Annotated in this window: 16 protein-coding genes and 1 pseudogene; 11 read left to right on the top strand and 6 right to left on the bottom strand. The window is 73.3% G+C overall.

The window, feature by feature from the left end:
• Positions 1 to 15: 15 nt before the first annotated feature.
• The gene (locus IE332_RS19175; RefSeq protein WP_189917842.1) at positions 16 to 1,143 is read left to right on the top strand and encodes an NADH:flavin oxidoreductase; all 1,128 of its coding nucleotides are present in this window, start codon (positions 16 to 18) and stop codon (positions 1,141 to 1,143) included.
• Between the two features lie 68 nt (positions 1,144 to 1,211).
• Here IE332_RS19175 and IE332_RS19170 read toward each other — a convergent pair whose 3' ends face one another.
• The 5 genes from IE332_RS19170 to IE332_RS19150 form a co-directional block, all read right to left on the bottom strand.
• Entirely contained in the window at positions 1,212 to 1,778 is a 567-nt protein-coding gene (locus tag IE332_RS19170; RefSeq protein ID WP_189917840.1) for a hypothetical protein, read from the bottom strand.
• Positions 1,775 to 3,175 (bottom strand): hypothetical protein, encoded by a 1,401-nt coding sequence (locus tag IE332_RS19165; RefSeq protein ID WP_189917831.1) that lies wholly within the window; start codon positions 3,173 to 3,175, stop codon positions 1,775 to 1,777. Before IE332_RS19165 ends, IE332_RS19170 begins: the two co-directional genes overlap by 4 nt.
• The gene (locus IE332_RS19160; RefSeq protein ID WP_189917829.1) at positions 3,172 to 3,981 is read right to left on the bottom strand and encodes an ABC transporter ATP-binding protein; all 810 of its coding nucleotides are present in this window, start codon (positions 3,979 to 3,981) and stop codon (positions 3,172 to 3,174) included. Before IE332_RS19160 ends, IE332_RS19165 begins: the two co-directional genes overlap by 4 nt.
• A gap of 103 nt (positions 3,982 to 4,084) precedes the next feature.
• The gene (locus IE332_RS19155; RefSeq protein WP_229928711.1) at positions 4,085 to 4,864 is read right to left on the bottom strand and encodes a zf-HC2 domain-containing protein; all 780 of its coding nucleotides are present in this window, start codon (positions 4,862 to 4,864) and stop codon (positions 4,085 to 4,087) included.
• Between the two features lie 68 nt (positions 4,865 to 4,932).
• A complete protein-coding gene (locus tag IE332_RS19150; RefSeq protein WP_373313763.1) occupies positions 4,933 to 5,463 on the bottom strand; it encodes an RNA polymerase sigma factor in 531 nt (176 codons plus the stop codon).
• Between the two features lie 650 nt (positions 5,464 to 6,113).
• On the opposite strand from IE332_RS19150, the gene IE332_RS19145 reads away from it, so the two are divergent.
• The 10 genes and pseudogenes from IE332_RS19145 (at position 6,114) to IE332_RS19105 (ending at position 16,602) form a co-directional block, all read left to right on the top strand.
• A complete protein-coding gene (locus IE332_RS19145) occupies positions 6,114 to 7,376 on the top strand; it encodes a phenylacetate--CoA ligase family protein (RefSeq protein ID WP_189917823.1) in 1,263 nt (420 codons plus the stop codon).
• Positions 7,373 to 8,710, top strand: coding sequence for an MFS transporter (locus tag IE332_RS19140; RefSeq protein ID WP_189917821.1), 1,338 nt, complete (start codon positions 7,373 to 7,375; stop codon positions 8,708 to 8,710). Before IE332_RS19145 ends, IE332_RS19140 begins: the two co-directional genes overlap by 4 nt.
• Positions 8,707 to 9,891, top strand: a complete 1,185-nt coding sequence (locus tag IE332_RS19135) for a GNAT family N-acetyltransferase (protein WP_189917819.1) — start codon at positions 8,707 to 8,709, stop codon at positions 9,889 to 9,891. The genes IE332_RS19140 and IE332_RS19135 overlap by 4 nt, the downstream gene beginning before the upstream one ends.
• 56 nt (positions 9,892 to 9,947) lie before the next feature.
• Positions 9,948 to 11,114 (top strand): LuxE/PaaK family acyltransferase, encoded by a 1,167-nt coding sequence (locus IE332_RS19130; RefSeq protein ID WP_189917943.1) that lies wholly within the window; start codon positions 9,948 to 9,950, stop codon positions 11,112 to 11,114.
• Complete coding sequence (locus tag IE332_RS19125) at positions 11,111 to 13,696, top strand: acyl-CoA reductase (RefSeq protein ID WP_189917817.1); 2,586 nt, start codon at positions 11,111 to 11,113, stop codon at positions 13,694 to 13,696. The genes IE332_RS19130 and IE332_RS19125 overlap by 4 nt, the downstream gene beginning before the upstream one ends.
• Positions 13,693 to 13,902 (top strand): hypothetical protein, encoded by a 210-nt coding sequence (locus IE332_RS19120; protein ID WP_189917815.1) that lies wholly within the window; start codon positions 13,693 to 13,695, stop codon positions 13,900 to 13,902. The genes IE332_RS19125 and IE332_RS19120 overlap by 4 nt, the downstream gene beginning before the upstream one ends.
• Before the next feature lie 55 nt (positions 13,903 to 13,957).
• Positions 13,958 to 14,041: pseudogene (locus IE332_RS42395) on the top strand (amino acid ABC transporter ATP-binding protein); the annotation flags it as partial.
• Between the two features lie 17 nt (positions 14,042 to 14,058).
• Positions 14,059 to 14,928: a glutamate ABC transporter substrate-binding protein gene (locus IE332_RS19115; protein ID WP_189917813.1), complete on the top strand. Its 870-nt coding sequence runs from the start codon at positions 14,059 to 14,061 to the stop codon at positions 14,926 to 14,928.
• A 79-nt stretch (positions 14,929 to 15,007) separates the two neighbouring features.
• Positions 15,008 to 15,673, top strand: a complete 666-nt coding sequence (locus IE332_RS19110) for an amino acid ABC transporter permease (protein ID WP_189917811.1) — start codon at positions 15,008 to 15,010, stop codon at positions 15,671 to 15,673.
• The gene (locus IE332_RS19105; protein ID WP_189917809.1) at positions 15,670 to 16,602 is read left to right on the top strand and encodes an amino acid ABC transporter permease; all 933 of its coding nucleotides are present in this window, start codon (positions 15,670 to 15,672) and stop codon (positions 16,600 to 16,602) included. Before IE332_RS19110 ends, IE332_RS19105 begins: the two co-directional genes overlap by 4 nt.
• A 42-nt stretch (positions 16,603 to 16,644) precedes the next feature.
• Here the strand turns inward: IE332_RS19105 and IE332_RS19100 are convergent, their stop codons facing one another.
• On the bottom strand, positions 16,645 to 17,988 hold the full coding sequence (locus IE332_RS19100) for a GH1 family beta-glucosidase (protein ID WP_189917807.1): 1,344 nt from the start codon (positions 17,986 to 17,988) through the stop codon (positions 16,645 to 16,647).
• Positions 17,989 to 17,998: the final 10 nt, after the last annotated feature.

Genomic DNA, 17,998 nt, shown 5'->3' with positions numbered 1-17,998 from the left:
CTGCGAGGAATCCCCATGACCGTCACCGAGCCGTCGACCTCCCGCGCGGCCGAGATCCTCTCCCGGCCCGTCACGATCAACGGGCTGACCGTGCCCAACCGCATCGTGATGGCGCCGATGACCCGCAGCTTCTCCCCGGGCGGCGTGCCCGGCGAGGACGTGCGCTCGTACTACGCCCGCCGCGCGGCCGCGGGCGTCGGCCTGATCGTCACCGAGGGGACGTACGTCGGCCACGAGTCCGCCGGCCAGAGCGACTCCATCCCGCGCTTCCACGGCGAGGAGCAGCTGGCCGGGTGGGCCCGCGTCGCCGAGGACGTCCACGCGGCGGGCGGCACCATCGTGCCGCAGCTCTGGCACATCGGCATGGTGCGCAAGCAGGGCGACCCGCCGGTCGCCGACGCCCCCGCCGTCGGCCCGTCCGGCATCCGGCTCGACGGGACCGAGGGCGCGGGCCGGGCGATGACCCGGGCCGACCTCGACGCCGTGATCGGCGCCTTCGCCGAGGCCGCCGCGGCCGCCGAGCGGATCGGCTTCGACGGCGTCGAGCTGCACGGCGCCCACGGCTACCTGCTCGACCAGTTCCTGTGGGCCGGCACCAACCGCCGCACCGACGGCTACGGCGGCGACCCGGTCGCCCGGACGAAGTTCACCGCCGAACTCGTCGCGGCGGTGCGCGCGGCCGTCTCCTCGGAGTTCCCGGTGATCTTCCGCTACTCGCAGTGGAAGGCGGAGAACTACGACGCCCGCCTCGCCGAGACCCCGCAGGAGCTGGAGGCGATCCTCACCCCGCTCGCCGAGGCCGGCGTCGACGCCTTCCACGCCTCGACCCGCCGCTACTGGGTCCCCGAGTTCGACGGCTCGGACCTCAACCTGGCCGGCTGGACCAGGAAGCTCACCGGCCGCCCCGCCATCACCGTCGGCTCCGTCGGCCTCGACGGCGACTTCGTCCGCGCCTTCATGGGCGAGGGCGCCCCCGTCCAGGGCATCGACAACCTCCTCGACCGGCTGGAGCGCGACGAGTTCGACCTGGTCGCCGTCGGCCGCGCCCTGCTCCAGGACCCGCAGTGGGCCGCCAAGGTCCTGTCCGGCCGCTTCACCGACCTGCAGCCCTACGACGCCGCCGCGGTCCGCAACCTGAGCTGACCCTCACGGTGAACAGGGCCCGGCCGCCGGTCGATCCGGCGCCCGGGCCCTGACCCGCTATCGGCGCGCTACCGCCGCGGTCCCGCCAGGGCGTACGCCACGGTGCCGGTCGCCAGCAGGGTCCACGCCGTCCAGTCGGACGCCGTCGTGCCGGTGGGAAAGATCATCCAGTTGAGCACCTTCCCGGTGGTGCCGCCCGGAACCGGGACGAGGAGGGCCGCCGCGAGCCAGCCGGTCGGCAGGGTCCAGGCGAGCTGTGCCCCGCACAGCACCGCGCCGAGCGCGGCCAGGCCGACCAGGCCCGCGCTGTCCCGGACGACGACCCCGGTGGGGGCCAGCTCCGTTCCCACCGACTGGACGGCCAGCAGCGCCGCACCGGCGACCGCGCCGATCAGCAGCACGTGCGCCACCCGGCGGGGCAGCCACCGGATCGCGGCCGTCCGCTCCAGCAGCACGTCCTGGCCGCCGAGCCCGACCGAGGCGGCCACCACGTTGGCGCCGAGGACGAGGACCGCCGTGCCCAGGTCCGACGGACCGGGCTCGACCAGGGCCCACACCGCCAGCCCGACCAGCAGGACGGCGGCGGCCGAGGTGGGCACCTGCCGTGAACGCGCGTACAAACCAAGCCACCTCATCGCGACGCCTCCCCCAACAGCACCGGCAGCTGGTCGTACCCCGCGCAGGAGAGGGCGGCGGCGCGCAGTTCGGCGATCCGCGAGCGCTGCTCGGCCGGTGACAGCGCCGTCAGCCTCTGCCAGGCGACGTCGGCGTCCGCCCAGGTCGTGAGCGCGTACGCGTCGCTCCCCTTCTCCTCCAGCGGTCGGAGCCGGGAATCCCGGAGGGCCCAGCTCACGGCGACGCTCTGGACCACGACGGCGCGACGGCCCCCGCCCTCCCGGTCGCTGTTCCCGCGGCAGCTCGGTGCCAGACCCTGGGCGATCAGCGCGCGGGTCAGGTCCTCACCCGTGGCATCGGCGAGCAGGCGTTCGTCGAAGTCGACCAGCACCACGTCGCCGGAGAGTGGGCGGGGGTCGCCGAGCGCGCGCGGCTCGGTGTCCTCCCGCACCGCGTTCGGCGCCTGGTCGCCCAGGACGTCGTGCAGCACGCGCAGCGCCTCCTTGCCGCGCGGCGCGAGCTCGGGCAGGCGTGAGCGGTTCGCCTGCGTCACGCACACCGGTCCGTCGCACACCAGGGTCGCGGCGGCCTTGTCGACGACGTACGTGTCCTGCGGAGCGGCGGGCAGGACCAGCAGTGCCAGGGCCGCGCCGGCCAGGGCAGGGGTCACCGCGAGCAGGCGGGCCCGGCGGGTCGCGGCCGACAGCAGTGCGAAGCCGGTGGCGAGCAGGCCGAGCAGCCAGAGCGTCTGGCCAAGGTGCACGGAGCCGGAGAGGGTCAGCAGCATCTGCCGCGGCTCCGCGATCGCCGGGGACAGCTGGGCGAGCCGGTTCGGCGCGATGCTCGACGGCAGTGCCCCGTCACTGCTCTTGTTCATGAGGAGGCCCGTCAGCAGGAGGACGAGCACCACCAGGGCCGGCGGGGTGAGAACGGAGGGCAGGGTCCGCGCGACGCCCATGCCGAACACGGCCCCCGCGACCAGGGCCAGCGCCGCCACCAGCGAGATCGGCAGCCAGCCGAGGCCCGTGTAGGTGGTCGGTCCGAGCGCCACCTGGACTCCGCCCACAAGGACGAGGAGACCGAAGCCCGCCGTCACCGCGAGCGCCGTCGCACCGGCCGGCAGCGTCGCCCGGCGCCAGGCCGGCAGCGGTGTGGTGACCAGCAGTTCGGCCATCCGCGAGCGGGAGTCGCGCAGCCCGTACACGGCTCCCATGCCCACCACGAGCGGCCACCAGAAGGCCAGCAGGTAGCGGGTCCACATCGCCATGGAGGTCCACTGGGCCGTCCACCCGGCGGTGCCCTTCCACCAGATGCCGTCGATCAGGAAGAAGACCGCCAGGCTGCCGGCCAGGACGACGACGCCGGGCCAGGGGGCGACCGAACGCCTCAGTTCGGTGCGCAGGACACGTGCGTTCACCAGGTGCCTCCCGGCCGGCCGGAGTTGCGGAGCAGCGCCGAGTAGCCGCGCTCCAGGGGGCTGTCGCCCGGGTGCTCGGGGCCGCCCGCCGCGGCCAGGTCGTCCGGCGTGCCCTGGAAGACGAGGCGGCCGTCGGCGAACAGCACCACGTCGGAGCAGGCCGCCGCGACGTCCTCGACCAGGTGGGTGGAGACCACCACGCAGGTGTCGCGGCCCAGTTCCTGGAGCAGTTCGCGGAACCGCAGCCGCTGCGCCGGGTCCAGGCCGGCCGTCGGCTCGTCCAGCAGCAGCACCGCGGGATCGTTGACGATGGCCTGCGCGATGCCGGCCCGCCGCACCATGCCGCCGGACAGGGTCTTCATCCGGTGGTCGGCGCGGTCCGCCAGGCCCACCCGTTCCACGGCCCGCTGGACGGCCGCCGGGACGGCCGCCTTCGGCACCTCCTTCAACCAGGCCATGTACTCGACGAACTCACGCACCGTGAAGCGCTTGTAGTAGCCGAACTCCTGCGGCAGGTAGCCGATCCGGCGGCGCAGCGCCCGGTGGTCGCCCAGCCCGCCCACGGCGGTGCCGAGCAGCTCCAGTTCACCCCCGGCGGGGCGCAGTACGGTGGCCAGCGCCCGGATCAGGGTGGTCTTCCCCGCCCCGTTGGGCCCGAGCAGGCCGTGGGTGCCGATGCCCAGGGACAGGTCGAGCCCGTCCACGGCCATCTTCTTCCGTCCGACCCGCACCCTCAGGTCCTCGGCCCGGATCTCCCAGGCGTAGGTCTTGGGCGCGGTGTCGGCCACGCTCGTCACGGATGTCATGCGGTGGTCCCCTTCGAGGGTCGACAACGTTGTCACAGCGTTTTCACAGCGGGCGTTCTCACGGCGGGTGTTCTCACAGCGGGCGCTCTCACAGCGGGCGTTCTCACAGCGTCGAGTACACGTTCCTGCGGGCGATCACGGCGCCGGTGCCGAGCGCGAGGAGCAGCCCCCACACCGGTAGCCGGTCCGGCTGCAGCAGGAGCCCCGGGGCGAGCGGGAGGTGGCCGCTGAGGTGGCCGGTGATCCAGGCGGGCGCCACGACGACGGCGCCCCACGCGGCCGCCAGCCCGGTGGCGGCGCGGGTCACGCCGACCACGCTGCCCAGGGCCAGGGCGGTGGAGGTGAAGGCCAGCGAGGGCAGCAGCCACTGCGCGGCCGACATGGTCCCGGTCAGCCAACCCCCCACCAGGAGCCCGGGCAGCACCACCAGGAGGACCGCCGTGGTGCGCCGCAGGAGCAGCGGCAGGCCGGCCCGGGCCGTCGAGGCCGTCAGTTCGTACGCCGGGTCCAGGGCGCGCGACCAGGACAGGGCCACGCCGCACAGCGGCAGCACCGGCGCGATCGACGACGCCGGGGAGGCCCCGCCGACCGAGGTCGGCGACGCGACCGCGTCCAGCAGCAGCGCCAGCAGGGTCACGGCGGCCGTCATCGCCAGCCACGGCGCCAGCACCGGCGTCAGCCAGGCCGACACCCACCGCGGCCGGTACCGCCGCGGGCGCACCCCGGCGGCCGCGTCCAACTGCGGCTCCAGACCGGCCCGGACGGTGTCGACGAGCGCGGCGACCTCGGGCGCCCCGGTGGCCACCGAGGCCGCCAGCAGGCTCCGGCACGGCGCGCACGCCTCCAGGTGGGCCTCCAGCGCCCACACCGTGTCCGCGGCCATCGCCGCGTCACCCCGCGCGTAGTCGTCGATCAACCGCCTCGACGCGTGTTCCCCGTTCGTACCGCCCCTCATGCCAGCGCCTCCCGCATCGCGATCCGGGCCCGGCGGGCGCGGGTCTTGACCGTGCCCTCGGGCAGTCTGAGCAGGACGGCGGTCTCCCGGACGGAGAGCCCGTCCAGCACCGTGGCCTGCAGTACCTCTCGGAGCTCCGGCGCCAGCCGGCGCAGAGCGTCCCCGACGTCGCCGCCGACGGTCCCGGCGAGCGCCTCGTCCTCGGCCGCGGGCACCACCGCCCGCTCGGCCGCGGCGACGGGCGGCTCGGCGTGGTGGGCGCGGCGCCGGAACGCGTCGACCAGCCGGCGCGCCGCGATCGTCCACAACCAGCCGACGGCCGTCCCGCCGACCGCGCTCCCGGCGAACGCGCCGGCCGCGCGCCACACCGCCAGATAGGTCTCCTGCATGACCTCGGCGACGATCTGCTCGTCCGCGCACCGGCGGCGCAACCGCACCGCCAGCCACGGCGACGTCCGCCGGTACAGCTCGTCGAACGCCCCGCGGTCGCCCTTGGCCACCCGCTTGACGAGGCCTTCCTCGTCCAGCTGGTCCACTGTTCTCCTGCGTGATCTCACACCAGCCAGACGCGGGGTGCCGCGCCCGGGTTCTGCGGATGCCGTGACCTGCGTCACATCCCCGCGGTCGCCCGCCGCTTCTCCGCCGCCCCTCCGCCGTTCGATGGGGGCCGCACCCCCCGAACGGCGGGTGGCGATTCCGGGCATCTGTTCCGCAATCAGGCGGGCGCACCTGAAATGTCTTACATTCAACAAAAAGGCGTGGCCGAATCCCGCCGATCAGCGCGGCGCAGCCGCCGATCCGGCCATCGTGAGATGTACCTCACCCTTTCATCGACGCCACCCGTGGAAAGCCGCTTGATGGGGCCTCAGGCCGCCACTCTGTCGATCCCTCGCGAGCTTCTGGCTGCGATACGAAGGTGCATCGGGGTGCTAGCCTGTGTTTCGTGCGAGCAGGGGGCCACGCACTCTTCACTTCGCACAAGTTGACCCGTGATCAGCGGCCATTCGGGGCCTTCCCTGCCGCAGCACGGTCTCCACCGATCCGGCGTCCCGAAAGGGGCGCGGCGGAATGCGAATTCCGCAGACCGCCGGATCACCGATCACCCTCGACCATTCGGGCGAGGTCGTCGCACCACACGACCTCCGCCTCACCCTCGCATGCCTCAAAGCAGGAATCGATGCCCGCTCACCCGATATCCGAACTCATACGCTTCGCGCGCCGCAATTCACCCTTCTATGCGGAGCTGTACGCCGGTCTACCCGACCGGACGGCGAAGCTGACCGATCTCCCGGTCGTCCCGCAGGCCGAGTTCTGGCAGGCGAACACGCCTCGCGACAACCGGCTGCTGACCGGGCCGCTGGAGGAGGCGGTGGTCTTCAAGAGCGGCGGCACCACCGGCTCGCCGAAGTTCTCGTTCTACAGCCGGGAGGAGTGGCGGGAGTTCACCACCTCGTTCGGCTCCGGGCTCGTCGACGCCGGACTGCGCCCGGGACACCGGGTCGCCGACCTCTTCTACGCGGGCGACCTGTACGCCAGCTACACCTTCGTCCTCGACTCGCTGCACCGCTCGCCCGTCGCCAACGTCAGGCTGCCGATCGGCGGTGCGGCGCCGCTGGAGTCGACCGTGCGGACCCTGGAGCAGTTCGAGGCCGAGGTGGTGGCCGGCACCCCCACCACGCTGTGCGCGCTCGCCGATCACCTGCTCGCCGCCGGACGCGAACTCCCGCACGTGGAGCTGCTGCTGTTCGGCGGTGAGGGCCTCTACCAGGACCAGCAGCCCCTGCTCGCCAAGGTCTTCCCCAACGCCCGTGTCTCCTCGATCGGTTACGCCGCCGTCGACGCCGGACTGCTCGGCCGGCCGGTACCCGGGCCCGACACCCGGGTGCACCGGGTGTTCGCCCCGGAGACGGTGCTGGAGATCCTCGACGACCACACCGGCGAGCCGATCACCGCCGAGGGCGTGCCGGGCCGGGTCGTGGTGACCGACCTGCGGCGACGGCTGATGCCCGTACTCCGCTACCCCGTCGGGGACCGCGCGGAGTGGACCGACCTCGCCGCCGGGTGGTTCCGCATCCTCGGCCGGGCCCAGGAGGGCGTCCGGGTGGGGCCGGTGTCGCTCTACACCGAGGACGTGCTCGACCTCGTCCGGGCCGCCGACCCGGCCGGCCGGGTGACCGGCGCGCAGCTGGTGGTGCGCCGCTGGGACGGCCGGGACGGACTGGTCCTGCGCCTGGCCTGCGACGGGAACCCCGCCGGACTCCCCGAACTGGCCGCCGCCGTCGAGGCCGGGATCCACGCGGCGCGGCCGCTGTACCCGGAGGCGGTCGCCGCCGGGTACGTCCACCCGCTGTCCGTCACCTGGGTCCGCCACCACGAGCTCGCCGTCAACGCGCGGACCGGCAAGCTGATCCGCGTCCTCGACGAACGGCCGCACTCATGACGGCCACCGGAACGGCCACGCGACCGGTCACCGGGCCGGCCGACGAACCGGCCGCGCGCCGTCTGCCGCTCGTCCTGCGCAACCGGCGGTTCGGCGCCGTGTGGGCCGCCCAGGTGCTCACCCAGGCCGCCGGGCGGATGTTCCAGGTCGGCACGGTCTGGTGGCTGGTGGGCTACGCCGCCGGTGCGGACCGCGGCCTCGCCTCCGGCGCCTTCCTCGCCGTCAGCACCCTGCCCGCGGTCGCGCTGGCGCCGCTGGTGGCCTCGCTCATCGCCCGCCGCCCGCACCGGACGGTGCTGGGCGCCTCGGCCGCCCTGGCCGGTCTGGTCGCCCTCGGCACGGCCGGCTGGACGTACGCCGGGACGCCGCCGATGGCCGTCGCGTACGGTGCCGCGCTGCTGCTGGCGGGCTGCCAGGCGGTCTTCGACCCCTGCCTGACCACGTCCGTCCCCGAGCTGGTCGAGGACGCCGACATCGAGACCGCGACCGGGTTCGAGCTCTCCACCCAGTCACTGGCCGGGCTCGCCGGCGGGCTGCTGGGCCCGCTGGTGGTCGACACCGCGGGCCCGGCCGGCGTCGTCGCCGGGTGCGCCGGCGCCTATCTGCTGGCGGCTTCGCTGATCGGCGCGACCCGGTTCCCGGGGCCGACGGCACCGGCGGCGGACGTGCCGGCCCCGGCCGGCGACGGACCCGGGCCGAGCCGCCCGCTGCGCCGCATCCTGTCCGAACTACCCTTCATCCGGCAGGTGTTGCTCTGCTTCGCCGCGGCCAACGTGTTCACCACGGCGGTGTTCGTGGTGATGCCGCTGTACACCCGCACGGTGCTGCACGCCGACGGCTCGACCGTCGCCGCCCTGGAGGCCGCCCTCGGTGCCGGCACGCTGGTGGGCTCGTTCACCGGCGGCCGCCTCCCGGGCGCTCCCACCGCGGTCGGGGCCGGCTGCCTGGTCCTGATGGCCGCCGCGCTCGGCCTGCCCGGCCTGGCCGCCGGCCACGCCGCGGCGCTCGGGGCGATGGCCGTCGCCGGCTGGTGCGTGGGCGTGATCGGCGTACGGTTCGTGGCGCTGTTCCAGCGGCTGGTTCCGGCCGCGGACCGGCCCGGCTTCTTCGCGGTGATGCAGGCCCTGCTGGGGGCGACCTTCCCGGTGTCCTCACTGGTCTTCGGCCTGCTCGGCGACCACCTCCCGGCACGGACGCTCTGCCTGGTCCAGGCCCTCGGCGTCCTGCCGGTCGCCGCCGCGCTGTGGTGGACCGGCCGGCGCGAGCCGGAACCGGTGGCGGCCCCGCAGGAGGCCCCGGCCCCGGCCGCCCAGCCGATCGGGGACGTGCGATGACGACCGCGGCGACCCTGACGATCGCCCCCGCCGCCCCGCAGGACGTCGCGCAGCTGCGCCAGCTCTACTTCGACGTCTACGGCCACGGCTACCCGGTCGCGCTCGGCAGCGACCCCGAGGAGATGCGCCGCCTGATCGCCGACCCGCACACCCACTGGCTGACCGCGCGTCACGAGGGCGCCGGCCACCTGGCCGGCTCGGTGGCCGTGCAGACCGACCCCGGCAGCCGGATCGGCAAGCTGGTGGGCCTGGCGGTCCACCCGGACCAGCGGGGCGGCGGGCTGGCCGGACGGCTGACCGCCGAAGTCTGCGGGGACGCCTTCGCGACCGGCGCCCTGGACTCGGTCTACGCGACCGTCCGGGTGGTCACCCCCGGCCCGCAGCAGGTCTTCGCCCGCAACGGCTTCCAGGCCCTCGGCCTGCTGCCGAACGCGGTCGAGGTGGCCGGGTGCGAGAGCCTCGCGCTGTTCGCCCGGCACGCCGACGGCGTCCTGGCCCGGCGGGAGGACGTCGGCCGGGTGCCGGACGCCCTGCTGCCGCTGCTGGCGGCGGCCCGGCGGAGCACCGGCATCCCGTACGGGCACCCGCTCCCGGCGGACGGGCCCGCTCCGCTCACCGCGCCCGTGACCGCACCGGTGAACACGCCCGTAAGCGCACCGGCAACCGCGCCGATGGAGCTGATCGCCGCGCCCGGCTTCGTCCGCCGCCGGTTCCTGCAGCTCTTCCCCGACCCGGCGGAACGGTTCTTCCCGCTGCACGTCCCGAACGCCGTCCTCACCCCGCCGGACGGCTCGTTCGAGGCGTACGCCGACCTGGACCCGGTCGCGGCGAGCTGCTCGCTGGTCGCCGTGCACCCGTCCCCGGCGGCCGTCACCGGCGCGCTGGAGCCGCTGATGGCGGCCGTCACCCGGGCCGGCGCCGACTACGTCGAGACGCTGCTGCCGCTGGCCGACACCGCCGGGCTCAGCGCCTTCCTGGCCGCCGGGTTCATCCCCAGTGCCGTCTACCCGGCGATGCGCCGGATCGGCGACCGGTTCCACGACTACGTGGTGCTGTCCCGGACCAGCCGTCAGATCGACTTCCGGACCACGGCCGTCAGCGTGCCGCTCCAGCCGTACCTGGCGGCCTACCTGACCGCCTGGACCTCGACCTACCTACCCCTTCCCGAGGTTGCCCCGTGACCGTCCGTCCCGTGAACGCCCACCCCGTGAACGCCCATCCCGTGAACCCCCACCCTCTGAACCCCCATCTCGCGCCGGTCGAGGTCCCCGACCCCACCGCGCTCCCGCACGTCCAGCAGCTGTGCGACCTGACCTCCCCGTACGCGTCCGGGCCCGAGGCCGACGCCCTGTTCGCCGCCGCGATGGCCGAGACCAACGCGTGGCACGCGCGGCGCTCCCCGTTCCTCCGCTCGCTGCTGGACGGCCCGGCCGAGACCCCGGCGCCCAGCGTCGGCGAGGAGGTCCGCACGCCCCTGGTGCACGCGAACTTCTTCAAGCGGCACGAGGTGCTCTCCATCCCCCGGGAGGAGGTGTTCCTCCACCTCACCTCCTCCGGCACCACCGGCCAGAAGTCGCAGATGTTCTTCGACACCTGGACGATCCGCTCCGCGCAGCGCATGGTGGCCCGCATCTTCGACCACTACGGCTGGATCACGCCCGACCAGCCCGTCAACTACCTGCTGTACAGCTACGAGCCCGCCCCGCAGCTGAAGCTCGGCACCTCGTTCACCGACAACTACCTCTGCGACTTCGCCCCGGCGAACCACACCACGCACGCGCTGCGCCACACCGGCAGCGGCCACGAGTTCGACGTCCACGGCTGCATCGCGGCGCTGCGGAGGTACGCCGAGGACGGGCTGCCGGTACGGATCCTCGGCTTCCCCGCGTTCCTGCACTTCACCCTGGAGCGGATGCGGGCCCTCGGCCTGCCGCCGCTCCAGCTGCCGGCCGGCTCCCTGGTGCTGCTCGGCGGCGGCTGGAAGGGACACACCGACCGGCAAATCGGCAAGGAGCGGTTCTACGCCGAGGTCACGGAGCTGTTGGGCGTCCCCTCGGAGCGGATCCGCGACACCTTCGGCTCGGTCGAGCACTGCGTGCCGTACATCGAGTGCGGGCACCACCGCCTGCACGTCCCGGTCTGGTCCCGGGCGGCCGTGCGCGACACCCGCACCCTTGAGCCGCTGCCGTACGGCGAACGCGGCTTCCTCCACCTGGTCTCCCCGTACATCACCTCGGTGCCGGCGCAGAGCGTCGTCATGGGCGACCTCGCCTCGCTGCACCCGGCGCAGGAGTGCCCCTGCCCGCTGCCCACGCCGTGGTTCACCGTCCACGGCCGCGCCGGGGTCAGCCGCAACCGCAACTGCGCGGCGGCCGCCGCCGAACTCCTGAAGGGACTGTCATGAAGCCTGAACCCGCGACGGCCGAACTCACCACGGCCGGACTCGCCACGGCCGAACCCGCCACGGCCGGACCGCACTTCTGGCAGGGCTCGTTCATCGACGACGAGGAGGCCGCCCGCCGGCTCGCCGAACTCCCGGAGCTCGCCGCCCGCGTCCTCGCCGAACCCCTCTCCACCGAGCTGGTGCTGGACGCCTGCCACCGCCTCGCCGACGCCCTCGGCACACCGGCCGGCCCCGTCCGCACCCGGCTGCTCGCCGTGCTGACCGACGGCGGCACCGCCCCGGCGGAGGCGTCGGCGACCCTCGCCGAGATCGCCGACGCGATCGCCCGCCCGGCCCTGGAACGCAAGCTCCGGCGCGAACTCGGCGGGCTGCGCCCCGAACGTCTCACCCGGCCCGACGCCCGCGAGACCACCTTCGAGGCCTGGGCGCCGGTCGGGCTGCTGGTCCACATCGCCCCCGGCAACGCCGCCGCCGTCGCGCCGCTGACCGTCGTCGAGGGCCTGCTCACCGGGAACCTCAACGTCCTGAAGACCAGCAGCGGCGACACCCCGCTCGCCCAGCACCTGCTCGCCGAGCTGGCCGCCGCCGACCCGACCGGTGCCCTGGCCCGCCGGATCGTCGTGCTGCGCTTCTCCTCCGCCCGCACCGAGTGGCTCCGGCTGCTGTGCGAGCCCGCCGACACGGTGGCGGTCTGGGGCGGCGAGGAGGCCGTCCGCTCGGTCGCCGGGCTGGTCCCGGCCGGCTGCCGGCTCGTCGAGTGGGGACACCGGATCTCCTTCGCGTACCTGACCCGCGACGCCTGGTCGGACGGGGCGACGCTGGACGCGCTCGCCGCCGACGTCTGCCGCTTCGAGCAGCAGGCCTGCTCCAGCCCCCAGGTGGTCTACCTGGACACCGAGGACGACGACGAGGTCTTCTCCTTCGCCGAGCGCTTCGCGGCCCACCTCGCCGACGCCTCCGCCGAGGTGCCCCGGCCCGAGCTCGAACCGGCCGAGCACGCCGAGATCACCACCACCGAGCTCATCGCCCGGCTGGAGGAACACCTCGGCCTCACCCGGGTGATCGCCGCCGAGGACGGGTCCTGGCGCGTCCTCGCCGACACCCGCCCCGCCCTGGCGGCCTCGCCGCTCAACCGCAGCGTCTGGGTCAAGCCGCTGCCCCGGGCCTCCGTCCTGGCCGTACTGCGCCCGATGCGCCGCTACCTGCAGACCGCCGCGATCGGCGGCGGCCGCGCCGACGTCGCCCGGCTGTCGCGGGCGGTCCTCGCCGCCGGCGTGCTGCGGGTCACCCCGGTCGGCGGCATGCTCGACGGCTACCACGGCGAGCCCCACGACGGCGTCTACGCGCTCCAGCGCTACAGCCGCCGGGTCAGCGTCCGGGCGGACGAGGCCTTCGCCACCACCGCCTGCCTGGACGACCTGGCGGCCCCCGCCGCCATCCCGGCCGCGCCCGGCGGCCCGCTGCTGGACAAGGCCGGCGTGCAGGAGCGGTTGCGCACCCTCGCCCCGGACCACGCCCACCTGTACTTCCGCAGCGGCGGCTCCACCGGGGCCCCGGCCCTGTCGGTGTTCACCAACGCCGACTACGACACCCAGATGCGGGCCGCCGCCGACGGCCTGCTCGCCGCCGGCTTCGACCCGGCCCGGGACCGCGCCGCCAACCTCTTCTACTGCGGCGGCATGTACGGGAGCTTCATCAGCTTCTTCTCGATCCTGGAGCGCCTCAACGCCACCCAGCTCCCCCTCGCCGCCGGCCCCGACCACGCCGCCACCGCCGAGGCGCTGGTCACGCACGGCGCGGACACCGTGTTCGGCATGCCCTCCTACCTCTGGCAGCTGTTCCACGCCGAGAGCGCCGTGCTCCGCGCGTACGGCGGGATCCGCAAGGTGTTCTACGGCGGCGAGCACTTCACGGCGGAACAACGCCGGGTGCTCACCGAGGAGTTCGGCGTCCAGCTGATCCGCTCGGCGGCGTACGGCAGCACCGACCTGGGCCCGCTCGGCTACCAGTGCACCCACACCGAGGGCTCGGTCCACCACGTCCTGACCGGCCTGCACACCCTGGAGATCCTGGACCCGGAGGCCGACCGCCCGGTCGCCGCCGGGGAGCCGGGCCGCCTGGTCTTCACCAGCCGCACCCGGGCCGGGCAGCGCCTGGAGCGCTACCAGATCGGCGACCTCGGCCGCGCGGTCGACGGCGTCTGCCCCTGCGGCAGCCACACCCCGCGGATCGAACTCCTCGGCCGGTACGGGGACGTCGTCCGGATCGGCACGTACTTCCTCAACGTCCGGCGCTTCATCGCGGTGGCGGAGGAGCGGCTCGGCTACCGCGGCGAGCTGCAGCTGGTCCTGGACAGCGGTGACGGCCGGGAGCGGATCGCCGTCCGGCTCGACGAACGGTACGCCCCGGACCCGACGGCCGCCCACGCCGCCTTCCTGGCCGCCATCCCCGAACTGGGCTCCGCCACGGCCGAAGGGCTGCTCACCTGCACGGTCGAGACGGCCGCCACCACCGCCTTCGAACGGACACCCACCAGCGGCAAGCTGCGGACGGTCATCGACCGGCGGCGGACCACGGCGTGACACCCCCGGCGCCGGGGGCCCGGGACACCGGGCCCCCGGCCCACCGCGTTGGCGGCACGGACGTACGCGGCTACGTCACGGAGGGGCCCGGGCTGAGCGCCTACGCTCTCGCGAACGGCACCGTCCACCGAACGCCGATGGGCCGGCACGAGGACGGCGAGGAGACCCACTGGCTGCGCCGCCACGACGAGTACGGGAAGGCCTGAGGGTTCGACGTCCGGCACGCTGCCGGTGCGATCGGCGACGACGTTCGGCGCCCGTCATCGGATGGGATTCGCCCGTTCGGCTGCGGATCGCATGGTGTTCGTCGCGGATGGACGGATCGTGGAGGGGTACCCGCCCGACCACGAGGGATGAGCACCATGAAGCTTCGCAAGGTGACCGTCGCGGCCGCCGCAGCGCTCGTGCTGTCCGTGACGGCCGCCGGCTGCGGCTCCAGCGGCGGCGGAGGCGGAGGCACGAGCGGTAGCACGAGCGGTAGCACCAGCGGTGGCACGAGCGGCAAGAAGATCACCGTCGGTATCAAGTTCGACCAACCGGGCATCGGCCTGAAGACCCCGGACGGCACGTACACGGGCTTCGACGTCGACGTGGCCACCTATGTCGCCAAGCAGCTCGGCCACCAACCCGGCGACATCGTGTGGAAGGAGGCCAAGAGCGCCGACCGCGAGGCGCTGCTCCAGCGCGGCGACGTCGACTTCGTCGCGGCCTCGTACTCGATCACCCCGGCGCGCTCGGAGAAGGTCGACTTCGCCGGCCCTTACCTGCTGGCGCACCAGGACGTACTGATCCGGGCTGACGACGACTCCATCAAGAAGCCGGAGGATTTGAACAACAAGAAGCTCTGTTCGGTCACCGGCTCCACCTCGGCGCAGAACGTGAAGACGAGGATCGCGCCGAACGCCCAGCTGCAGGAGTACGGCGGCTACTCGGAGTGCCTGACCGGTCTGGAGAACAAGGTCATCGACGCCCTCACCACCGATGACTCGATCCTCGCCGGCTACGCCGCGCAGGCCGAGTTCAAGGGCAAGTTCAAGCTCGGCGGCTTCAAGTTGAGCAACGAGAACTACGGCATCGGCGTCATGAAGGGCAGCGATCTCAAGGCGAAGATCAACACCGCCCTGGAGAAGATGGTCCAGGACGGCTCCTGGGACGCGTTCGTCAAGAAGAACTTCGGTCCGGCCGGCTACCACAACGAGCCCGCGCCGAAGATCGGCGTGATCGTCAGCTGAAGCCGGTACCCACGGCGCGCCGCCCTCGAAGCGGCGCGCCGCGCCCTTCCCGCATCCAGAAGGCCGGGAGTCACAGAACGTGTTCGACTTTCTCAACCGTTACGACCTGCTGGGGGCCTTCTGGGTGACGGTGCAGCTCACCTTCTACTCCGCCGTCGGGGCCCTGGTCTGGGGCACCGTGCTCGCGGCCATGCGGGTGAGCCCGGTGCCGCTGATGCGTGGCTTCGGCACCGCCTACGTCAACACGATCCGGAACATCCCCCTCACCGTGATCATCGTCTTCACCTCGCTCGGCCTGTTCCAGACGCTCGGCGTCACGCTCGGCGCCGGGAGCTTCAAGACGATCGACTTCCGGCTCGCCGTGCTCGGTCTGATCACCTACACCTCGGCGTTCGTCTGCGAGGCCCTGCGCTCGGGCATCAACACGGTGCCGATCGGTCAGACCGAGGCGGCGCGCGCCCTCGGCCTGACCTTTCCCCAGACGCTGAGGCTCATCGTCCTTCCGCAGGCCTTCCGTTCCGTGGTGGGCCCACTGGCGAACGTCCTGATCGCCCTGACCAAGAACACCACGGTGGCCGCCGCCATCGGCGTCGCCGAGGCCGCGGCGCTGATGCGGGAGATGATCGAGAACGAAGCCCAACTCCTTCTCATCTCCGCCGTCTTCGCCTTCGGGTTCAGCTGCCTCACCCTCCCGACCGGACTGGTCCTGGGCTGGTTGAGCAAGAAGGTGTCGGTCCGGCGATGAGTCCACCGACCGTCCTGTACGACGCGCCGGGGCCGCGTGCCAGACGGCGCAACGCGGTGTCGACGCTGGTGTTCCTGGTCGCCCTGGCCGTTCCGGCCTGGTGGGTGGTCCAGAGCCTCGCCGACAAGAACCAGCTCGAATGGGCCAAGTGGAGGCCCTTCTTCACGGACTCCCGCGCCTGGGAGACCTACCTTCTGCCGGGGCTCGAGAACACCCTCATCGCCGCCTCGCTCGCCATGGTCCTCGCCCTGCCGCTCGGAGCGCTGTTCGGCATCGCCCGGCTCTCCGCCCACCGGTGGGTACGGGGTACGGCCGGCACCGTCGTCGAGTTCTTCCGCGCCATCCCGGTGCTGATCCTGATGCTCTTCGCGAACGCGGCGTATGCCCAGTACACCGACGTCAGCTCGGACAGCCGACCGCTGTACGCCGTGGTCACCGGTCTCGTCCTCTACAACGCCTCGGTGCTCGCGGAGATCGTCCGGGCCGGAATCCTGGCCCTCCCCCAGGGCCAGGGCGACGCGGCCATGGCGCTCGGCATGCGCAGGAACCAGGTCATGCGCTACGTGCTGCTGCCGCAGGCGGTCACGGCGATGCTGCCGGCGATCGTCAGTCAGCTGGTCGTCATCGTCAAGGACACCGCGCTGGGCGGCGCACTGCTCGGCTTCTCCGAACTACTGGCGTCGGTCCGCCCGCTGAGCGCGAACTACGGCGCGAACACCATCGCCAGCTTCACCGTCGTCGCGGTGGTCTTCGTCGTCCTGAACCTCACGCTCACGACCTTCGCCGGCCGGCTGGAAGGCCGGCTCCGACGCGGAAAGAGATCCACCGGCGCGGTGGTCGGTGCGCACGCCGTCGAGGAACTGGGGACACCGGGCGAGCACCTGGGCCCCGACGAGCTCGGCGGAGCGGGCGGCCACTCCGGCAGATGAGGACCGAACCTGACACGGACCGGCTCCGACGCGGATGACCGACTACCCCTCGTGCCGCGCCCGGTGGGCGGCGATCAGGTCGCGGTACCAGGCGTAGGAGGCCCTCGGGGTGCGCTGCTGGGTCTTGAAGTCGACGTGGACGAGGCCGAAGCGCTGGGTGAAGAGCCCCTCGGCCCATTCGAAGTTGTCGAGCAGGGACCAGGTGTAGTAGCCGCGGACGTCGACGCCTGCGGCGACGGCCTGGGCGAGGGCGTCGAGGTGGGTGGCGAGGTAGTCGATGCGGGGCTGGTCGGGGGTGGTGGACTCGGCGACGGAGCAGCCGTTCTCGGTGATGGTGACGGGTGGGAGGGCGGTGCCGTAGGTGTCCCGCAGGCCGAGGAGGAGTCGGCGGAGGGCATCCGGGACGACGGGCCAGCCGAAGGCGGTGTGGGGGACGTCGGGGATGTCGACGAGGTCGAAGGGGAGGGCGGGGTCGGTGGGGGCGGCGACGCGGGTGGGGTTGTAGTAGTTGACGCCGAGGCCGTCGAGGCCGGGGGTGTGGATGAGGGCGGGGTCGCCGGGGCGGACGGCGCCGTAGATGTCGTCGGGGACGCCGAGGGCGGAGAGGTCGGGGTAGCGGCCGAGCAGGACGGGGTCGGTGAACAGCCGGTTGTGGAGGGTGTCGTAGGCCGCGGCGGCGGCCAGGTCGGCGGGGTCGGAGGAGGCCGGCTCGACGGGGGTGAGGTTGTTGGAGAGCATCACCTCCAGGCCGCGGTCGTGGAGGACCGACGCGGCCAGGCCGTGGGCGAGGAGCTGGTGGTGGGCGGCCGGGAGCGCCTCGAACATCAGGGTGCGGCCGGGGGCGTGGACGCCCATCGCGTAGCCGAACACGGTATGGACGAAGGGCTCGTTGAGGGTGATCCAGGTGGGGATGCGGTCGCCCAGGCGGTCGGCGACGATCGCGGCGTACTCGGCGAAGCGGTAGGCGGTGTCGCGGTTGAGCCAGCCGCCGTCGTCCTCCAGGGCCTGCGGGAGGTCCCAGTGGAAGAGGGTGGGGAGCGGGGTGATGCCCGCCTCCGACAACGCGTCGACCAGGCGGTCGTAGAAGGCGAGTCCGGCGGGGTTCACGGGTCCGCTGCCCGCGGGCTGGATCCGGGACCAGGCGATGGAGAAGCGGTAGCCGTCCAGTCCGAGGCCCTTCATCAGGGCGATGTCCTCGGGGTACCGGTGGTAGTGGTCGCAGGCGACCTCCCCGGTGTGGCCGTCGCGGATGACCCCGGGGCGCGCGGTGAAGGTGTCCCAGACGGACGGGCCGCGCCCGTCCTCGGCCACGGCCCCCTCGATCTGGTAGGCGGCGGTGGCGGCACCCCAGCGGAATCCCGCCGGCAGGTCGTAGCGGTCCGGCATGGCAGCAGCC

Origin of the sequence: Kitasatospora xanthocidica, from assembly GCF_014656195.1 — a bacterium.
Taxonomy (GTDB): domain Bacteria; phylum Actinomycetota; class Actinomycetes; order Streptomycetales; family Streptomycetaceae; genus Kitasatospora; species Kitasatospora xanthocidica.
The sequence above is the reverse complement of the archived record's forward strand: the minus strand, read 5'-3'. Positions and strand labels throughout refer to the sequence as shown.